Origin of the sequence: Salinimicrobium marinum, assembly GCF_014651535.1 — a bacterium.
GTDB lineage: Bacteria > Bacteroidota > Bacteroidia > Flavobacteriales > Flavobacteriaceae > Salinimicrobium > Salinimicrobium marinum.
Map to the genome: position 1 here is coordinate 24,011 of NZ_BMXB01000023.1, position 15,946 is coordinate 39,956.

At 36.9% G+C, this 15,946-nt stretch carries 15 protein-coding genes; all 15 read right to left on the reverse strand.

Annotated elements, in window-relative coordinates; genetic code table 11:
* Positions 1–171: 171 nt before the first annotated feature.
* Entirely contained in the window at positions 172–1,311 is a 1,140-nt protein-coding gene (locus tag IE056_RS17350) for a glycosyltransferase family 4 protein (protein WP_189606254.1), read from the reverse strand.
* Positions 1,302–2,381 (reverse strand): glycosyltransferase family 4 protein, encoded by a 1,080-nt coding sequence (locus tag IE056_RS17355; protein ID WP_189606255.1) that lies wholly within the window; start codon positions 2,379–2,381, stop codon positions 1,302–1,304. Before IE056_RS17355 ends, IE056_RS17350 begins: the two co-directional genes overlap by 10 nt.
* Positions 2,378–3,811, reverse strand: a complete 1,434-nt coding sequence (locus IE056_RS17360; RefSeq protein ID WP_189606256.1) for a hypothetical protein — start codon at positions 3,809–3,811, stop codon at positions 2,378–2,380. The genes IE056_RS17355 and IE056_RS17360 overlap by 4 nt, the downstream gene beginning before the upstream one ends.
* Before the next feature lie 49 nt (positions 3,812–3,860).
* Positions 3,861–4,802: an NAD(P)-dependent oxidoreductase gene (locus tag IE056_RS17365; RefSeq protein WP_189606257.1), complete on the reverse strand. Its 942-nt coding sequence runs from the start codon at positions 4,800–4,802 to the stop codon at positions 3,861–3,863.
* On the reverse strand, positions 4,799–5,494 hold the full coding sequence (locus IE056_RS17370; protein ID WP_189606258.1) for an acylneuraminate cytidylyltransferase family protein: 696 nt from the start codon (positions 5,492–5,494) through the stop codon (positions 4,799–4,801). Before IE056_RS17370 ends, IE056_RS17365 begins: the two co-directional genes overlap by 4 nt.
* A complete protein-coding gene (gene neuC / locus IE056_RS17375; protein WP_189606259.1) occupies positions 5,494–6,651 on the reverse strand; it encodes a UDP-N-acetylglucosamine 2-epimerase in 1,158 nt (385 codons plus the stop codon). Before neuC ends, IE056_RS17370 begins: the two co-directional genes overlap by 1 nt.
* 200 nt (positions 6,652–6,851) lie before the next feature.
* A complete protein-coding gene (locus tag IE056_RS17380) occupies positions 6,852–7,847 on the reverse strand; it encodes an N-acetylneuraminate synthase family protein (protein WP_189606260.1) in 996 nt (331 codons plus the stop codon).
* A gap of 40 nt (positions 7,848–7,887) precedes the next feature.
* On the reverse strand, positions 7,888–8,838 hold the full coding sequence (locus IE056_RS17385) for a glycosyltransferase family 2 protein (protein ID WP_189606261.1): 951 nt from the start codon (positions 8,836–8,838) through the stop codon (positions 7,888–7,890).
* 58 nt (positions 8,839–8,896) lie between these two features.
* Positions 8,897–9,850, reverse strand: a complete 954-nt coding sequence (locus IE056_RS17390) for a glycosyltransferase (RefSeq protein WP_189606262.1) — start codon at positions 9,848–9,850, stop codon at positions 8,897–8,899.
* An 80-nt stretch (positions 9,851–9,930) separates the two neighbouring features.
* Positions 9,931–11,136 (reverse strand): hypothetical protein, encoded by a 1,206-nt coding sequence (locus tag IE056_RS17395; RefSeq protein ID WP_189606263.1) that lies wholly within the window; start codon positions 11,134–11,136, stop codon positions 9,931–9,933.
* Between the two features lie 56 nt (positions 11,137–11,192).
* Positions 11,193–12,146 (reverse strand): glycosyltransferase, encoded by a 954-nt coding sequence (locus tag IE056_RS17400; RefSeq protein ID WP_189606264.1) that lies wholly within the window; start codon positions 12,144–12,146, stop codon positions 11,193–11,195.
* A gap of 78 nt (positions 12,147–12,224) precedes the next feature.
* On the reverse strand, positions 12,225–13,172 hold the full coding sequence (locus IE056_RS17405; protein ID WP_189606265.1) for a glycosyltransferase family 2 protein: 948 nt from the start codon (positions 13,170–13,172) through the stop codon (positions 12,225–12,227).
* Between the two features lie 20 nt (positions 13,173–13,192).
* Positions 13,193–14,128 (reverse strand): glycosyltransferase family 2 protein, encoded by a 936-nt coding sequence (locus IE056_RS17410; protein WP_189606266.1) that lies wholly within the window; start codon positions 14,126–14,128, stop codon positions 13,193–13,195.
* Entirely contained in the window at positions 14,125–14,961 is an 837-nt protein-coding gene (locus tag IE056_RS17415) for a glycosyltransferase family 2 protein (RefSeq protein WP_189606267.1), read from the reverse strand. Before IE056_RS17415 ends, IE056_RS17410 begins: the two co-directional genes overlap by 4 nt.
* Before the next feature lie 13 nt (positions 14,962–14,974).
* The gene (locus tag IE056_RS17420) at positions 14,975–15,769 is read right to left on the reverse strand and encodes a hypothetical protein (protein ID WP_189606268.1); all 795 of its coding nucleotides are present in this window, start codon (positions 15,767–15,769) and stop codon (positions 14,975–14,977) included.
* Positions 15,770–15,946 lie beyond the last annotated feature (177 nt).

Consider the following 15,946-nt stretch of genomic DNA (forward strand, 5'->3'; position numbering starts at 1 on the left):
TTGGACAAATGTAGTATTTTTTCCTCATCCTCTCCCCCCGCTCCCGGTATCCACCGGGACAGGCTCTCTCCGAAGGAGAGGGAACTCAACCGGAGTACTGAATTAAAAGCCGAATTCGACGAAGTGCAGCAATCACACATCACTCCTTCACTTCATTACTTCATCACAACGTCACTTCCCCACAACCCCTTTATAAAATTTATTATTCCTCTGCACAATTACTTCTGTGGAAAACTTCTTTACCACCTGCTCGCGTGCAGCTTTTCCCATTTGTTGTGCACGTTCCGGGGCTTGTAATAATCGTAATATTTTCTCAGCATAGGCGAAATGATTAGTAGGATCTTCTGTATATCCTGTTTCCCCATAAATCATTACTTCTTTTGCCCAACCTATATTTGAAGTTACCAGAGCTTTTTCCATGGCCATGGCTTCAAGCCAGGTCATTGGCAGGGCTTCGGCAAAACTCGGCAGGACGACAACAGCGGCGGAAGCTATGTACTCCCTGATCCTCTCATAAGCCACTCCGGGGATATGCTGTACCTGCCCCTTTGCTTCCGGAGAAAGTTTTTGCTGAAAAAGCTCTAATGTAGATTTGTTTTCAAATATATCATTCACATCTTTTCCCAAGAGCAACAATTTAACTTCAGGCTTTTGCTCCACCACTATATTGAAAATCTGCGCCAGCTCCAGGACTCCCTTTTTCCTGATGAGACTTCCGAAGTAAAGCAGGGTATCCGGCACTATGTCTTTAGAATATGGGTTAAAATATTCTGTATCTACTGAATTTGGAATGACGCTAATATTTTTCTTCAGTTTAAATATCTCCGCAGTTTGTTTTGCCGTGAATTCGCTAACTGATAAAAGCCGATCTGCATCTTTCAAAGCTTCTTTTTCAAACCAGAAATTCTTCTTTTTCTGTGGCCTCCCCTCCAGCTTACAAAAATAAGCATCACTGCCATTCATCCTGATCACCAATGGGCAGCGCAGCTTCATAAAAGCAGTAATTCCTGTCCAGTCAGGAGCCTCAATGGCTTCTATTTTATCTACTACAATAAAATTGTTCAGGTAATTCTGAAGAAATTTTCTATATAAGAACCATCCGGCCAACCTGAATTTCCGTTGCCTGATCAAATGGAATTTGATGCCATTTTCAGTAAATACAGCATCTTCTTTCTGCCCATAAACAAAAATGGAAACCGTTACTCCTTCCGCAGCCAGTGCATCAGTCATATTACCAATACTGGTACCGATACCGGCGGAAGAAAGTACCCTCGGATGTGGATATTCCGGAGTTAAAAAACCTAGGTGCATGGAAGTAGCTTTATATGATTTGCGACCATTTGATCCAGGCTATACTCCTTCTCAATTAACCCGTTCACATCCTGAGAAATGGTAATTTCCTTATTCATCACCTTTTGCAGTAGCTCTCTTAATCCTTCTATATTTCCTGCCTGAAAAATATAACCATTCTTTCCGTGGGAAATAATCTCGGGATTCCCACCTACCGGCGTGGTAATTACCGGCACATTGGCCGCCAGGCTTTCCAGGATAGATAAACTAAAGCACTCCATATAGGTGGGTTGCAGCATATAAGAATAATTCCTAAAAAGTTCCGGCAGCTCCGGACTGCTTCCTTTGAAGCTAAACTGATGCTGCAACTCGTATACCGCTACCAATTTTTTTAGATCCTTTTCCAGAGGGCCTTCCCCAAAAACATCTATTTGTATCATGTTCCGGATTGCTTCCGGTAAAAATCTTACAGCTTCTATTAAATCCTGAATGCCTTTGGACTCTCTTAAATGTGAAGCCACAATAAATTTCCCCCGGTTCTCCTCTGTTCGTTTTAGATACGCTGAAGTGTCAATTCCATTATAAACAACTTCTGTCTTTCTTCTAAGATTGCTGCCGTAATCCTGAAGAAGACAATCGGCGGTGTATTGAGATACCCCTACGAAACAGTCAATATATTGAGAATATAGTCTTCCTTTTAGCTTATTTTTTATTCGCTTTTTCAACGGAAAACCATGCAGCGGGCGCGGATTATGGTCTACCGCAATGATGTAAGGCTGATTATTACTTTTCAGCTCTTTATAAAACGAAGTACAAAGCGCTAGGAAATGAGTAACTATAATATTAAAACTTTCATTTTCCTTCAGGAAATTTAGTGCAAAATCCTCTACAGATTCCTGCTGTCCCGCCAGGTAAAGGTCAAAACCCAAGTAAAAATCAAATCTCTCTCCACCGGAAAAAATCCAGGTTGGCTTATGCCCTTTTTGAAGTAGCTCTTCATTATAAGCTTTATAGAAGCGATCCATTCCCCCGATACGATCCTGTTTCAGTTCGTAGTTGCAAATTACAGCTATGTTTTTCCCGTTGCTCAAGCTTCTGAAAATTCTTTTAAGGTTTCAGTAATTCTTTGACTGGTTTCTTCCAGCGGCTTTCCTATTTGCAGTTTTAGTAATTCCTTTTGTTCTTTAATTCGGGCTTCGGGGTTGTTCAGGCTGAAATTGATCTCCCGAAGCAATTCCTCTTCATTTTTAACGGTTGCTACTGCGCCGCTCTGCACCACACGCTCGTAATGGCTATATTGCAAGTATTTTTGATCATCATAAAGATCATTTTCTTCTGTTCCGAAATTCGGATTTATTACAGGTTTGTCAAACAACATAAAATCCAGGCTCATCGTAGAGCACATATTAATATTCAAATCACAATATTCCAGTAATGATCTTAAATCTATCAAATCCTCAGGAAGCGGCACTCGCTGAGACCATGGCTCAGGATGATCTTTGCGGGTTAATTTCCATTTAGGATAATTCCATTTAATAAAAGGGAATCTATTAACTACCTCTCTAAACCTTGAACCATCCTCCGCCGGGGAAGTACGCACCAGGAAATTAATGTTTTCAGTCAATTTTATCTGCTTGATAAGTTTTGCAATAACCTCAATGTAAACAGGATCATTTTTACTGGTAGAAGCGTCGCCACAACTATAGCAAATGGTTTTAAGGCCAGGATCCAGCTCAAACTTTTGGTGAAAATCCTCTTTTGAAGAAGTATATCTGTCCAGCACGTAGGGTTCAAACTGTGGAGTGCCAACTACCTCCACCGACTGATTTTTTGTTTCAGGATAGAAATAATGCAATTCCTTCTTCATTAAATCACTCCATACCAGGAAGGAATCAAAGGGCGCTGCCATTCTTCCCTTTGAGGGTAAATTGTCCCAACTGAAAATGAAAGAACAGGTTTTAATGCCCAGTTCTTTGGCTGCATAGTCGAGCGGAGCTAGATATGGGGGTCTTTGGTGGGTGAAAAATAAAAGATCAGGTTCCTCTCTTTTTAATAATTCGCTGTACAATTTTGTAACCTCATTTTTCTTAAAAGAGTTAACCTGATACCTATAAAACCTGTTGATCCATTTTTCTGAATGAAATACAGATGTTATCTTGAAAATCACTTTAGTGATTAGCGCCCGTTTAGACTTCGTATTGGGATAATTCTTCTGAAGATTATAATCTATACCGGCAAAGTTATCCTTATGCAGTTGCATATGAGCCACTTCCTTGGCTTTACGCCAAAACCAGGTTTTACCTGATTCCTGAAAAACAGGAAGTTCGATAATCCTCACATTAGACTGCTCCTGCATTCCAAAAGATTCAGATGGTAACCCAGAAAAAATCACCACCTCATCAAAAGTATTCAAACTTTGATTAACAAAATCACTTAAAATAAAGTTACGATACCCCACTCCATCGACTATTACCAGTCCCAGAATATGCTGTGATTTCTTTGCTGAAATATTAGTCTGCATAAAACGCTCTTTGAGGGTCTCAAAATAAGAATTTAAATATGAAGGAAAGTTATGCCTGCAGGATTTCCATCCACTTTGTTATTACAAACTCTTCTGTTCTCCACATAGATTCATAGGTAGCACCGGCGATATGAGGAGTAATAATGATATTATCTAGATGCTGTGCTGCCTTTATTAAAGGATTATTGCTGCGAGATTTTGAAGATAATTCTGAAGCCAATACATCTGTGGCCAATCCTGAAATTTTCTTATTAATCAACATATCCGCCAAAATAGCTTCATCAATTACTTCTCCCCTAGAGGTATTTATGATGTATGCAGTTCGTTTTAAATATTTCAGGTTTGCTTCATTTAGAAATTGGGTATTTTCCAGGTTTAGCGGAATATGAATGGAAAGAATATCTATCTCTTCCATAAATTGTTCCAGGTCTTCCACAGCATTAGCTTGATCTTTAAGATTGGGATCTGTATCATAAAACACAAACGGCATTTTAAATACTTTGGCATATTCTGCTATTTGTTTCCCAACTCTTCCAAAGCCCAGGATTCCGAGCTTATAATGATAGATGTTATGGGATTTGAACTCGTCTCTTTTCCATTCCCCCTGCATCACGTGTTTATGAGCCGCCGGAATTTTCCGAAGTAGAGACAACATCAACGCCCAGGTATGTTCCGCTGTAGAAGGAATACCAGCCAAGAATTCTGATTCTCCTTTTAAAGAAATTATTTTGACCTCTCTTTTGCCTGCGGCATCCATATCAATATGGTTTAATCCGGTGGTAGGAGTCAGAATGAATTTTAGCTTATTGGCTTTTTCAAAAACTTCTTCATTAACAATATGCTCTAACCGAATCATAAGGACATCCACATCCCCGACAGCTTTCAACAAATCAGGTCTTGAAAATGGTCCTTTTTTAACTTCCGCTATTTCCTCAAGCAGTTTCAGATTCTCTCTTCCAAAATCTAAAGGTTCGGTTATTAAAACTTTCATGGGTTTAGGTTATTCCATTTCTCTATCAAGTAATTCAGAATAAGAACATCCCTTTCGGTGTCTATATTTACTGCCCATTCCGCATCCATTATATGAACCGCTTTAGATTTTGGCACAAAAGTTTCCTCACTCTTAAGGGTTTCAGTTTTGACCAAGTAAATACAACCATTTCTAATATATCTTTCCGGCAGATCCTGTCTTCTAGTGGTCTCGAATTCCGGCATCTCACATTTGGCTTCCCCACCTTCTATCCTGTACATCCTGGCCGGATGTTGATCTCCTACGGAAACCATACTTATCACTGCATCTGTATCTTCAGATTCTAAAATTTCAATTGCATTATCCACGTCCTTTGCAGTTCGTAAAGGCGCTGTAGGTTGAAGCAATAAAACAGCATCAAAAAAAGTATTTTCAGCTTCGAATTTCTGAAGCGTATCCAGCACACTTTCTACAACATTCGAAGTATCTGAAGCAAATTCGACAGGCCGTTTTATTACCCGACAATTATATTCTTCAGAAATCCTACTTATTTCTTCATCTTCAGTATTTACTACCAATTCAGAAAGAAACTTACTTTTCTTTCCTGTTTCAATGGCATAAGCGATCAAAGGTTTTCCGTCAAATTCCCGAATATTTTTACCCGGTACTCCTTTGCTTCCACCTCTTGCCGGTATGATTCCTAAAATCCTCATTAATACGTGATGGTTTTACTGAAGGTCAATTCAGTTTCAGCTAATATATCAGCAATTTTTCTTCCTGAATTTCCATTTCCATAGAGAGTAGAGCTTTTAAAATGCTTTTGTTCTATTGCCGACTTTGTTGCTTTGAGAATTTCTTCTTCTTTATAATCAACATCGGTTACATTTCCGGCACGGTTCCTCCGGTGCTGCCTATTTCCAATGTTCACCACCGGTACACCCAGATAAGCACATTCCCTGAGTCCTGCGCTGGAATTACCAATTAGAGCTTTGGAATTTTTCAATAATTTCAGAAAATCCATCGGCTCCATGTTCTTGAAAAAATGGATGTTCTTTGGCTGCTCCAACTCCCGAAAAGCGCGAATTCCGTTAGAAGTCCCATCTGAACCGGCATCCACATTGGGCCAAAACCAGAAGGCAGGATAATCCAACGCTTTAATAGCTCTGAGGGTTTTCTGTATATGTTTTTTTGCTTCTCTATATTCCGTAGTCACCGGATGTTGCATTACCACAAGATAACCGTCTTTCCAGTTCAGTTCGGCACCTACCCCTCCATATTTTTTAATGGGATCGAAATCCAACTCCGGATTTTCTTCTGCTTCTTTGGCCAAATCTATTGAAGGACAACCGGTGTTGATCACTTTGTCCGGCTCCTCGCCAAGTTTTATTACCCTTTCCCTAGCATCTGCAGTACAAACCAGGTGCAGGTCTGCCAGTTTGGTATTCGCATGCCGCACCTTTTCATCTATACTCCCGGTAACTTCCCCGCCCTGTACATGTACCAGGGGAATATTCTGATAGGCAGCAGCTATAGATGTTGCAATGGTTTCGAATCTGTCTGCTATAGTAATTACAGCGTCCGGCTGCAGATTATAGAAGACATTTGTTAATTCCATTACCCCAATTCCGGTAGTTTTAGCCATAGTGGTAGGATTTTCTCCTTCCAGCACCATAAAAACTTTTGCTGCAATCGCAAAACCATCCCTCTCGATGAAATCCACCGCATTCCCGTATCTGTCCAGTAAGGCAGAACCGGCTATCACCAGCTGTAGTTCCAGTTTGGGATGATTTTTTATAGCGGTTAGTGCAGTTTTGATCCGGCTGTAAGACGGCCGGGCAGTAACTACTACACAAATTTTTCTTTTGGGCATTTTCAGTTTTCCGTTTTCCGTTTTCGGTTGTTCTCTTTTGGTCAGTTTTGCTAAATTAGGAAATTTGTTAGAAAGGTCATTGCGAGCGAAGCGAAACAATCTGTTGTAAATTAGTCACGATCATGTTAGGAGGTAACCTACAACAGATTGCCACGTCCACCTACGGCGGACCCGCAATGACGGTTCACATTGTAAATACTTTAGCTCAAATCCTCCTCCTTTAAAAAATCCCACTGCTTTAGATCCTGTGCTATCTTCTTTCCTATCACCTTCTCAAATTCGGAAGCAGGAATTCCAAAGCCTTTAGGCTTTTTAGCCTCCAGATCTTCAAAATTAAGGTGGTGTCCTGAAGGAAAATCTTTATTCACTGCCAGTGATTTTTCAAAAATATTTTTTAATTCGTTAAAAGAGGAATTATCTCCTTTATCTACAGGATGTTTTAATGCAGATGTAATGTTCCTTACCGATTTGACCAACTGACTTATCTCATCTATTTCCAATGAAGATTTTGCGTCCGGGCCAAAACTCCTACGGTCAAAAACTGCGTGAAACTCTAGGATTTCCGCTCCCAAAGCAGCGGCGGCAATGCAGGTTTCTATCTTTGCTGAATGATCTGAATAGCCAATTTTTACACCATACCTTTCTTTTAATTCCTCGATCACATTCAATCCGTAATTCTCCGGCTGAGTAGGATAAGCTGTGGTACATTGCAGAACAGAAAAAGTCACTCCTTTATCCTTCAAAAATTTGACAGACTGATCCAATTCTGAAAATGAACTCATTCCCGAGGATAAAATTATGGGTTTTCCTGTCTTGGAAATCTTTTCAAGCAACAGAAAATTATTCACCTCGCCCGATCCTATCTTATACTGCTTTACCCCCAGTTCTTCCAGAAGGTCTACCGCCACATTGCTAAAAGGGGAAGCCAGAAACTCCACTCCTTTTTCCTCACATCTTGTTTTGATTAGTTTCCATTGAGTCGGGGAAAACTCCATTCGCTTCCAATACTCAAAACGTGAATCATCCTGTTTTGAAAATTTTACTCTAAAGGGTTCATGAAAACTGCTCTCTGCATCAGCAATGTGCACTTGAAATTTAACGGCATCCACTCCTGTTTCTGCCAAAGCATCAATGTAACTTAAAGCAAGTCCAAAACTTCCCTCATGGGCCTGTCCTATTTCAGCTATAATATTCATAGTAGATAATAAAAATTAATATTCCTCTCTAGCAAGGGTTTTAAGATCTTGGGCCATTACTTATAATTACAGACAAATCATGTTTTATTTTTGGCTTCCAATAAATCTTCTCATCAGGTAATTCATAATAGGTTTGGTATTCTAAATGAGATAATGCAGTACGGTTTTGTAATAACTTAGGCAGATTTATTACAGTGTCACCAATTGCCTGGAGGATACCTATCGTAGATTTACTATCCCCTTTTACTACTTTCGTTTTTATCTGTATCCACAAAGAATATACTATTCTTGGAATAATTACCTTTACTGGCAGAAACATTACGTAGAGATACCAGCCCGATCTTAATGACCTTCTAGTTCTAAGAATGTAATCTTTTTGATTTTTGCGAGACCTATTATCAACGCGGTGGTGTATAAAAATGTGTGGAAAATAATGCACTTCCCAATCGCTCATTAAAAGATGATAAGAAGCAAACTGTTCCTCTCCATAAAACTTAAACCATTCAGGGTAATTAGGTATTTGGTACCATGCCTGCATACGCCAAGCGTGTCCACAACCTACAAATCCCCTTACTCTTAACGGTTCTTCGGAAATTTCTGCTTTTGGAGGCTTTTCTATTCCCCAATATATCCGAAAAGCAATTACACCACATTTTTGATTTTTTTTAAAGTAATTTACAATTGCTGAGATGGGATTTCTCGTCAAAATATTCGCATCATCATCTAAGGAAATGGCATAAACAGTATTTACCATGTTCATTAAGAGATTTCGACTAAATATTAAACCCTTACTTTCCTTGTTTCTAATTACTAAAGCAGTAGGATATTTTTCCTTAAGAAATTCGGAAGTACCATCAGTAGAACCATCATCGCAAATAATTAAAATGAGCCCTCTACTAAGAAGAGGCTCTAAAGAATTTAATGTCCTCTTTAACTCGCCCAGCCTGTCCTTTGTCGTTATTAATATACTTACTAATTTATAAATATCCATAAATCTATAACAGCTAACCCATAAAATAAGGCCATATTATATTATTTTTTTTCTCTTTCTAATAATTCCTTCTCATCTCCTTGGGCAGACCCTTAAATTTATAAAAGATGTGCTTAATCCATATTAATGAAAACAGCTTTACAAAAAACCTGTTTTTAACAAAATAAAATAGAGGGTTCTCATTCCGAATATTTTGGAAGTTAGGCGAATAGCGAACAGAATCTTTAGCCGGTGCTAACTCCTTAACTTCTTCTTCCATCCAGTTCTCTAGTACATTTCCCATATGATAAGCATAATTATCGCTTGTGGTAAGCCTCCAAAGATTTTTACGAAGTGGCATTTCATCTAATTTTTTTTCAGAATCAAGTCCTAGTTTCGCAGGATCATAAGTAAACATTTCGCTAAAAACACATCGCCTATAGGTTGCCACATAATGTCCAGAGCCCACGACAGCTTTAATACCATCCTTTGAGATAGTAAGGGTTTTCTTTAAATAATCTCTATTATAACTTTCGTCCCAACCTAAACTCTTATAATACATTTTCAAGGCATCAGGATCTTTCACCTCTGTGAATTTCATTTTACCCGAAAATAAATTTGAGTAAATAACATTGCCTGACTGATTTTCGTACGACTTAAATTGCGGAGTCAGTCCAACTACACCGGCTCTTTCAAATGTAGCAAAGATATCATAAGTAGCTTCTTGCCAGCCAGAAAGAAACAATACATCTGCATCGGCAATTGTTACCAATGGAATGTTATGTCCTACCAATCCTTTCAAAACAGCATTGATTTTCCCAATGTTTTCGGAATGGACAAGCTCTTGGATCTTTTTTTCAAACAATAAGTCGTTCAAGTAGGCCCTCACTTCTGCGCAGCTTCCGTTGTTGATTATACTAATAAAGGTACTATTATAGCTAGTTTTGAGTATCGATTCTATACAGAATTTAAAAATCTCAAATGAGCCTGAAAAATATCCTTCCAGATGAGGAATGTAAACAGGTATTACCACTTGGTGCAGGTATTGTGATTTGGTAGATTTCCTATTTTTGTTCGGATTTAAGCCTTTCCTCATTATTTTACTTTCAAAATTTAATCTTTCAGTATATTTAAAATACTTTTCTTAAAATTTTCATCACTGAAGTAATCCGAAAAAGGTTCTGCTTCTGTTTCCCCTCCCAAAATTCTATCAATAAGAAATGATAATTTTAGTTTGATTTCATGTTGGTCATTACAACTGGCTACAAAATCGCCTGTTCCCACTATACGGCGAACCTCACTTCTTCCAGGAGATAAAGAAAGAATTGGCTTTTTAAGAAAAGAGAGAAAAGGAGCTTTCCCCACTAATATATTACTGTGTGGAGCACAATTTTCCAAAATTATTAGAATATCTGTTTCATTCGCTTGTTCAAAAGCAGAACTTTCAAAATTCAATCCACCCAAAAAAATCAGGTTCGGAGAATCCTGATATTTATTTATCACTCCTGTAGAATGAGCACCTTTTACTCGGAGCACGAATTCTGTTTTTTCCTTATAAAGTGGATTTTCATTTATAAGTTCAAGGTAGGCATCCAACAGAAAATTAATATTTCTGGCAAACTGTAAAGCACCATGATAGGAAATGGTAACCTGCTTTTTCTTTGCCCTCACTCCAATTGCAGATTTTATATCAAAAGCAGAACTTTCAAATTGATGGGGAAGTGTATAGAAAGCTTTGTTCGTCCCAAAAAGGTGCTGTAAGTCTTCAGACAACATTTTAGAGGGACTCATGCATTTTTTGGCCGTGATTACAACCTTCCACATTTTCTTAAGCCCCTGTAGCGTTAAATTATCTAAAACAAGTTTTGAACCGGTATCCCAAAAGACAGGAAAGGCATCATGAAAATTAATAACAGCTTTTTTAAGAATTGGCAGACCAGCAGCTGCCAAAATCGTTTCATGCTCTAAACCCGAACTCCTAATAAAGATATGGTCATATTGCTCTGGATCGATTTTCTGAATATGCTTTCGGTACTTTCCCACATGTTTTTCTTTGTTTAGGGAAATGCCTGTCACTCTCCAATAAAAGCGATTAATAAATTTTGTTGAAGCAGGAATTTTCGGATCAATATAGTGCTGTTCCAAATGATCAATGGGTAACAAATGCAGCTTATCGTCATTATGATGGTTTCTTAAATAAAGCACATCAATGCTTGAACTGGGAAAACTTTTTCTAAGTTTGGAAATGAAAGACCTTGAGACGATACCTTCACTGGTCCCCGATATGCGCAAATCTTGAATTATTACTAAGCATCTCATAATCTATTTAATTTTTGAAAATCCAGAAAACCTTCTACGGAAGGAAATAAAGGCAATTACTTCATTTTACCTTTATATCCTTTCAACCTACTATGATATGAATTTCGAATGTTTCGTGAGAAGTCCAATAAAAATAACGCGAAGCCCGGCATGTCATACTTCCTAAAATAAAGTAATGCCAACTTTGAAAATAAAATAAAATTTGCTTTATCATCTAATACCCGCTTCTCCATTTTTTTTAAAAGCACCCGCTTCTCCATTTTTGAAAACCTGGTGGAATAGTTTTTTAAAAGATAATTATAAAATAAAAATGAACTGGTGTTCTTTAAACGTGAGAGATCATTTCTTCCTGAAATGCTTATTTTGCTTAACCTTATATAAACCACAGCAGCATTAATAGAAAAAATATTTCCAAAATTAGAAAATTCCAAGAGAGCTAAATCGTCGGTATGCCATGCTAGTGGCAAATCTTTAAATTTATATTTTCTAACGGAGGAAATTTTAAAAATATGTTCACTAATGGAACTTCTGGCATTGCCATTTATCTTTCTGAACAAAAAACGGATAGAATTTTCAATCACAGGGTGCCTTTGAACTTCAGAAATAGCTTTTCCCTGACTGTCTATTACTAAACTAGCAAACCGAATTACATCTATTGCCTCCATATTAATATTAGTAAGATGAGTATAAAATTCAGCAATGCAATTCATCCCAAGAACATCATCGTCTCCCAAGATTATTACCCACTCTTCTATATCAACTTGATTCAGACATCTCTGCCATTGTTTAGACAAAGAATTTGCCCCTAAATTTTGATCAAAATTGGTATACCTAATTTTAATCATATTAGAGTATCTTCCAATTATCTCTAAGGGATCATCAGGGCTAGCATCATTCCCAACATAGACCGTAAACCTCTTATTGGTTTGAATACTTAACGACTCCAATGTCTTATCAAAAAAATCTTTTTTGAAAAAAGGAATTACAACTGCTATTTGGTTTTCTTCCATCATTTAACTGAACAGTTCCTAAATTTGCAAAAATTCACAGTCTTGATTGGTTCTAACACCTTCCTCTGGTATATAAACCTAAACAGGTCGTTTCATTTTTATATATTTTTTGTACTGAGGGTAAATTACTTTATATAACTTATATTTTAGTAAATAAGCATTTGCAAACTTTGTATTTATACCATTTTCTTTAAAAAAGGATCTATATTGTTGGAGTACTTTTTTCTCTGTTTCCCAATTATTTAATAATATGCGTAGTAACTTCCATTTAAAAAATGGTTTTACTACAATATCATGAGATTTTAAATGGCTATGGATTAATCTTAAACTGTCCAATAGCGAATATAACCGATTGGAATTGATTTGATGACTTAACCTATCTCCGTCATGTTCCCGATAAAGGACATGACAATTGGGGCTGGAAACAACTTTTTTTGCCTGTAGTATAACCCGGGCGAAAAATTCCGCATCATCATTCAATGTCAAATTCGGATGCCAAAGTCCGGCTTTTTCTACTACGTATCTAGGAGCAAGAAAAGTGTGTGGAGGCACAAAGGTCTGTTGTTTTCTTAGTTCCTCAAAATATTCTTTAGGCGTTAGATTGTCTTTTCCAATGAGTAAATTTCTTCTAAAATACTTTTTGCCCGGCCATAATATATCCCAGTCGCAAGTGGCAATAGCGGATTCGTATGATTTTAAAGTTTGCACCTGTGAAGCTAGTTTGTTTTCCGACATAAGGTCATCATCATCCAACCATTGTATATATTCCCCTTGACTCTTTAAAAACCCATAATTCCTGCAAGAAGAGGCTCCTTTTTTATAGGATGAAGGCCTTTCGTAATAATTAAAGCGTTTATCAGCATCAGTAAATTCTCTAACTACAAACCTTGTATGATCCTCACTACCATCATCCACAATTATACACTCCCAGTTGGCTAACTTCTGTTTAGAAACAGAAATCAAGGTCTCCCTTAATAAATTTGCCCTATTATAAGTAGGAATAATAATGGAAACTACAATCTTCATTTTTTTATCTCGTTTGATTTTCAGAAGTTTAAAATTCTTAATACCAGTTTTCTAAAAAACCAATGAAATTTTCTAGCAGTTTTAAATCTCCAATAATCCCATGTATTTAAATTTTTAAACAATTCTTGGATTTGATCAAGCAGATGTGAGTCATATTGGTACAACAGAAACTTGCGGGAAAAATAGAACAAGGTAATCCTAGAATGAATGTTATGTTCTTTTAAGTAATCAAAAACTTTAATTTTTACAATCGCCGATGCTTTACGACGCTCATAATCACTGTCATCATTCTCAGTCATAGAATTTTTATGCTTCCTTCTATAAACCAGCACATTATCCACAATATTATATTTCGGATTTGTTCTGAGAAACTCCTTCGAAAACAACTCCCAATCTTCAGCAAAAAACAAACTCTCGTCAAATCTAAAATTCCTCACATAGCTATATCTAAAAACAGGAACTTGGGCTACTAATTTCACCTCGCTTGTTAAATAAGCCTCTCCTAATGTAAGGTTAGATCTGTAAGAAGACACATTCCTTTCATTTCCCAGTATTTCGGAATTACTTACGAAATTCTTCATACTGCACAAGGAAAAGCAGGTCTCTTGATTATGATTTAAACTTTCAATTTGAAGTTCCAGTTTCTTTGGATGCATGATATCATCATCATCAAAAAACTGAAGGAACTCTGGGTCAAAATCAGGAGCCATATCTAAACCCTGATTTCGCGTTCCCGGCAAACGTGCGCCGTATTTTTTTTCCTTTTTATGATAAAATATTCTGGAATCTTTTCTCACATATTGCGAAACGACATCCATGGTATTGTCAACAGAATTATCGTCTATAACCAGACATTCCCAATTGGGATAGGTCTGAGATATAATGGAATCCAGAGTAGCACCTATAAAATGGGCCCGGTTGTGTGTAGCCAATAAAATTAAGACCTTACCATTCATAACCGTATGAGGGATTTAAAATAACGTAAAGGTCGTAAAACCTGTGACCCGATTATAAACTCCAATCGACTGGTATGTTTAATTTTTTCTTTTTCCTCCCGTTCAATCCGGTTTAGAAGATGATCAACAAAATTTTGAAAATGCTCTTTATAAAGGTTTTCATGTTTGGAGTACAAATAACGCAAGAGGGCATACTTGTTTTTATTTGCGACGGTTGTTGTTGTATTTATCCTTTTTCGATAGTTATACAATGGTTCCGGTATAACTACGGCTTTACCACCATCCTTGAGAAGTCTTATAAAAAACTCCCAATCTTCAAACCCTTTCCTCATGGATTCATCATACCCTCCTATTGCTAAAGCTTCCCTTCTTCGAAAAAGGGAAGTTCCCAATGCGCAGTTATAATTTAAAAAATCCTTTAGGTAACCTCCACCAGGTTTGAATATATCATAGCCGGAATTTCTTAATCGTTTGGCATAACAGGTCACAATTTTCACCTCTTCTTTTCCCTGAATCAGCTTTACAGCCTTTTCACAAAAAGAAGGTTCGAAAAAATCATCGCTATCCAGCGTAAGAATATAATCCCCTCTTGCTGCTTTTACTCCCTTATTACGAGCACTGCTTTGACCCCGATTGTCCTGAGTAATTAAAGCTGTGAGGTAAGGTTTTATTTTTTCAAGGACTGCTTTAGTCTCTTCATTCGATCCATCATCTATGACAATAACTTCAATTTTAGGATACGTTTGGTTCAAGGCGGAATCCACAGACTGCTCAATGTACCGGCCATCATTATAGCAGGGAATAATTATAGATAATAAAGGTTGCCTATCCATCTAGTAGTTACACTTATAATTTTTGTAATGAGCTGATTGCTTTTTCGATGCTACACCAACCTCCTTGAATAAAAATTTTATTGAATTTTTTATTTTCTATCCTTTCGATAACAGAACTTGCAGTCAAATGAGAATTATAATAATCTAGAACGTTCGCCCGTATCCGTAAAATTTCTGAATCAGATAAATTAAAGGACTTTCTAATAACTTCATCCAGACCCTCTAAAGTTTCAAAGAATAAAGAGTTTTCACCGTTTACCAGCTCAGGATGCAAACTTTTAGCGTAAGACCTCTGAATAATTGGTATGCACCCTACAGACATGGCTTCTATCAAATTATGACAATATGGAATTATTGTTCCTGGTAACGCCAGATAAAAATTGAATTCTCTAGTTATCTTCTTCAGATTTTGAAAATCTATACTAAAATCGTTTTGAGTATCAATTAAAATCACCCCATTATCCGCTTCGCCGGAAATGTAATTATTTAAATCATTGAACGATTTTATCTTCATAAAAATATTAGCACAAATCAAGTAGTCATACACTCTTCTTCTACTGACAATACTGAAGATTGGAAAATTTTCTATTTTATAATAAAATCGAGAATCCATATTACCAGTCATAAAAATAGATTTTTTACGAGAACCTCCTAAATCCCATTTGTCCTTTTCTTCAATTCGATAGTTTAATGGGTACTGACCCATAGGTACAAAAAAGTAATCCATATTGTCCTCACAAGAAACAAAATAGTCATTACTTAATTGTTCTTTCTTTATGATTAAATGATTTTCTCCAGTTCCTGGCATTCCAAATTTTAAAATTTTTTCCTCCAGTAACCATGACGTATATCTAAACTCTCCTTCTTTTTTGTATAGTTCATTACTAGTGATGCGTTGATTTTTTTAAAAAGCTTATAATTGACTGATAATAAAATACTTATACACGTTCTTTGATTTTTTGATTTGAATTGATATGTAGCTTTG

Coding starts and splice junctions, on each gene's coding strand:
- IE056_RS17365 (WP_189606257.1), bottom strand. CDS start 4,802: ATGAAAGTTTTAATAACCGAACCTTTAGATTTTGGAAGAGAGAATCTG.
- IE056_RS17360 (WP_189606256.1), bottom strand. CDS start 3,811: ATGCAGACTAATATTTCAGCAAAGAAATCACAGCATATTCTGGGACTG.
- IE056_RS17405 (WP_189606265.1), bottom strand. CDS start 13,172: ATGAAGATTGTAGTTTCCATTATTATTCCTACTTATAATAGGGCAAAT.
- IE056_RS17350 (WP_189606254.1), bottom strand. CDS start 1,311: ATGCACCTAGGTTTTTTAACTCCGGAATATCCACATCCGAGGGTACTT.
- IE056_RS17370 (WP_189606258.1), bottom strand. CDS start 5,494: ATGAGGATTTTAGGAATCATACCGGCAAGAGGTGGAAGCAAAGGAGTA.
- IE056_RS17415 (WP_189606267.1), bottom strand. CDS start 14,961: ATGGATAGGCAACCTTTATTATCTATAATTATTCCCTGCTATAATGAT.
- neuC (WP_189606259.1), bottom strand. CDS start 6,651: ATGCCCAAAAGAAAAATTTGTGTAGTAGTTACTGCCCGGCCGTCTTAC.
- IE056_RS17380 (WP_189606260.1), bottom strand. CDS start 7,847: ATGAATATTATAGCTGAAATAGGACAGGCCCATGAGGGAAGTTTTGGA.
- IE056_RS17385 (WP_189606261.1), bottom strand. CDS start 8,838: ATGGATATTTATAAATTAGTAAGTATATTAATAACGACAAAGGACAGG.
- IE056_RS17420 (WP_189606268.1), bottom strand. CDS start 15,769: ATGCCAGGAACTGGAGAAAATCATTTAATCATAAAGAAAGAACAATTA.
- IE056_RS17395 (WP_189606263.1), bottom strand. CDS start 11,136: ATGAGATGCTTAGTAATAATTCAAGATTTGCGCATATCGGGGACCAGT.
- IE056_RS17410 (WP_189606266.1), bottom strand. CDS start 14,128: ATGAATGGTAAGGTCTTAATTTTATTGGCTACACACAACCGGGCCCAT.
- IE056_RS17400 (WP_189606264.1), bottom strand. CDS start 12,146: ATGGAAGAAAACCAAATAGCAGTTGTAATTCCTTTTTTCAAAAAAGAT.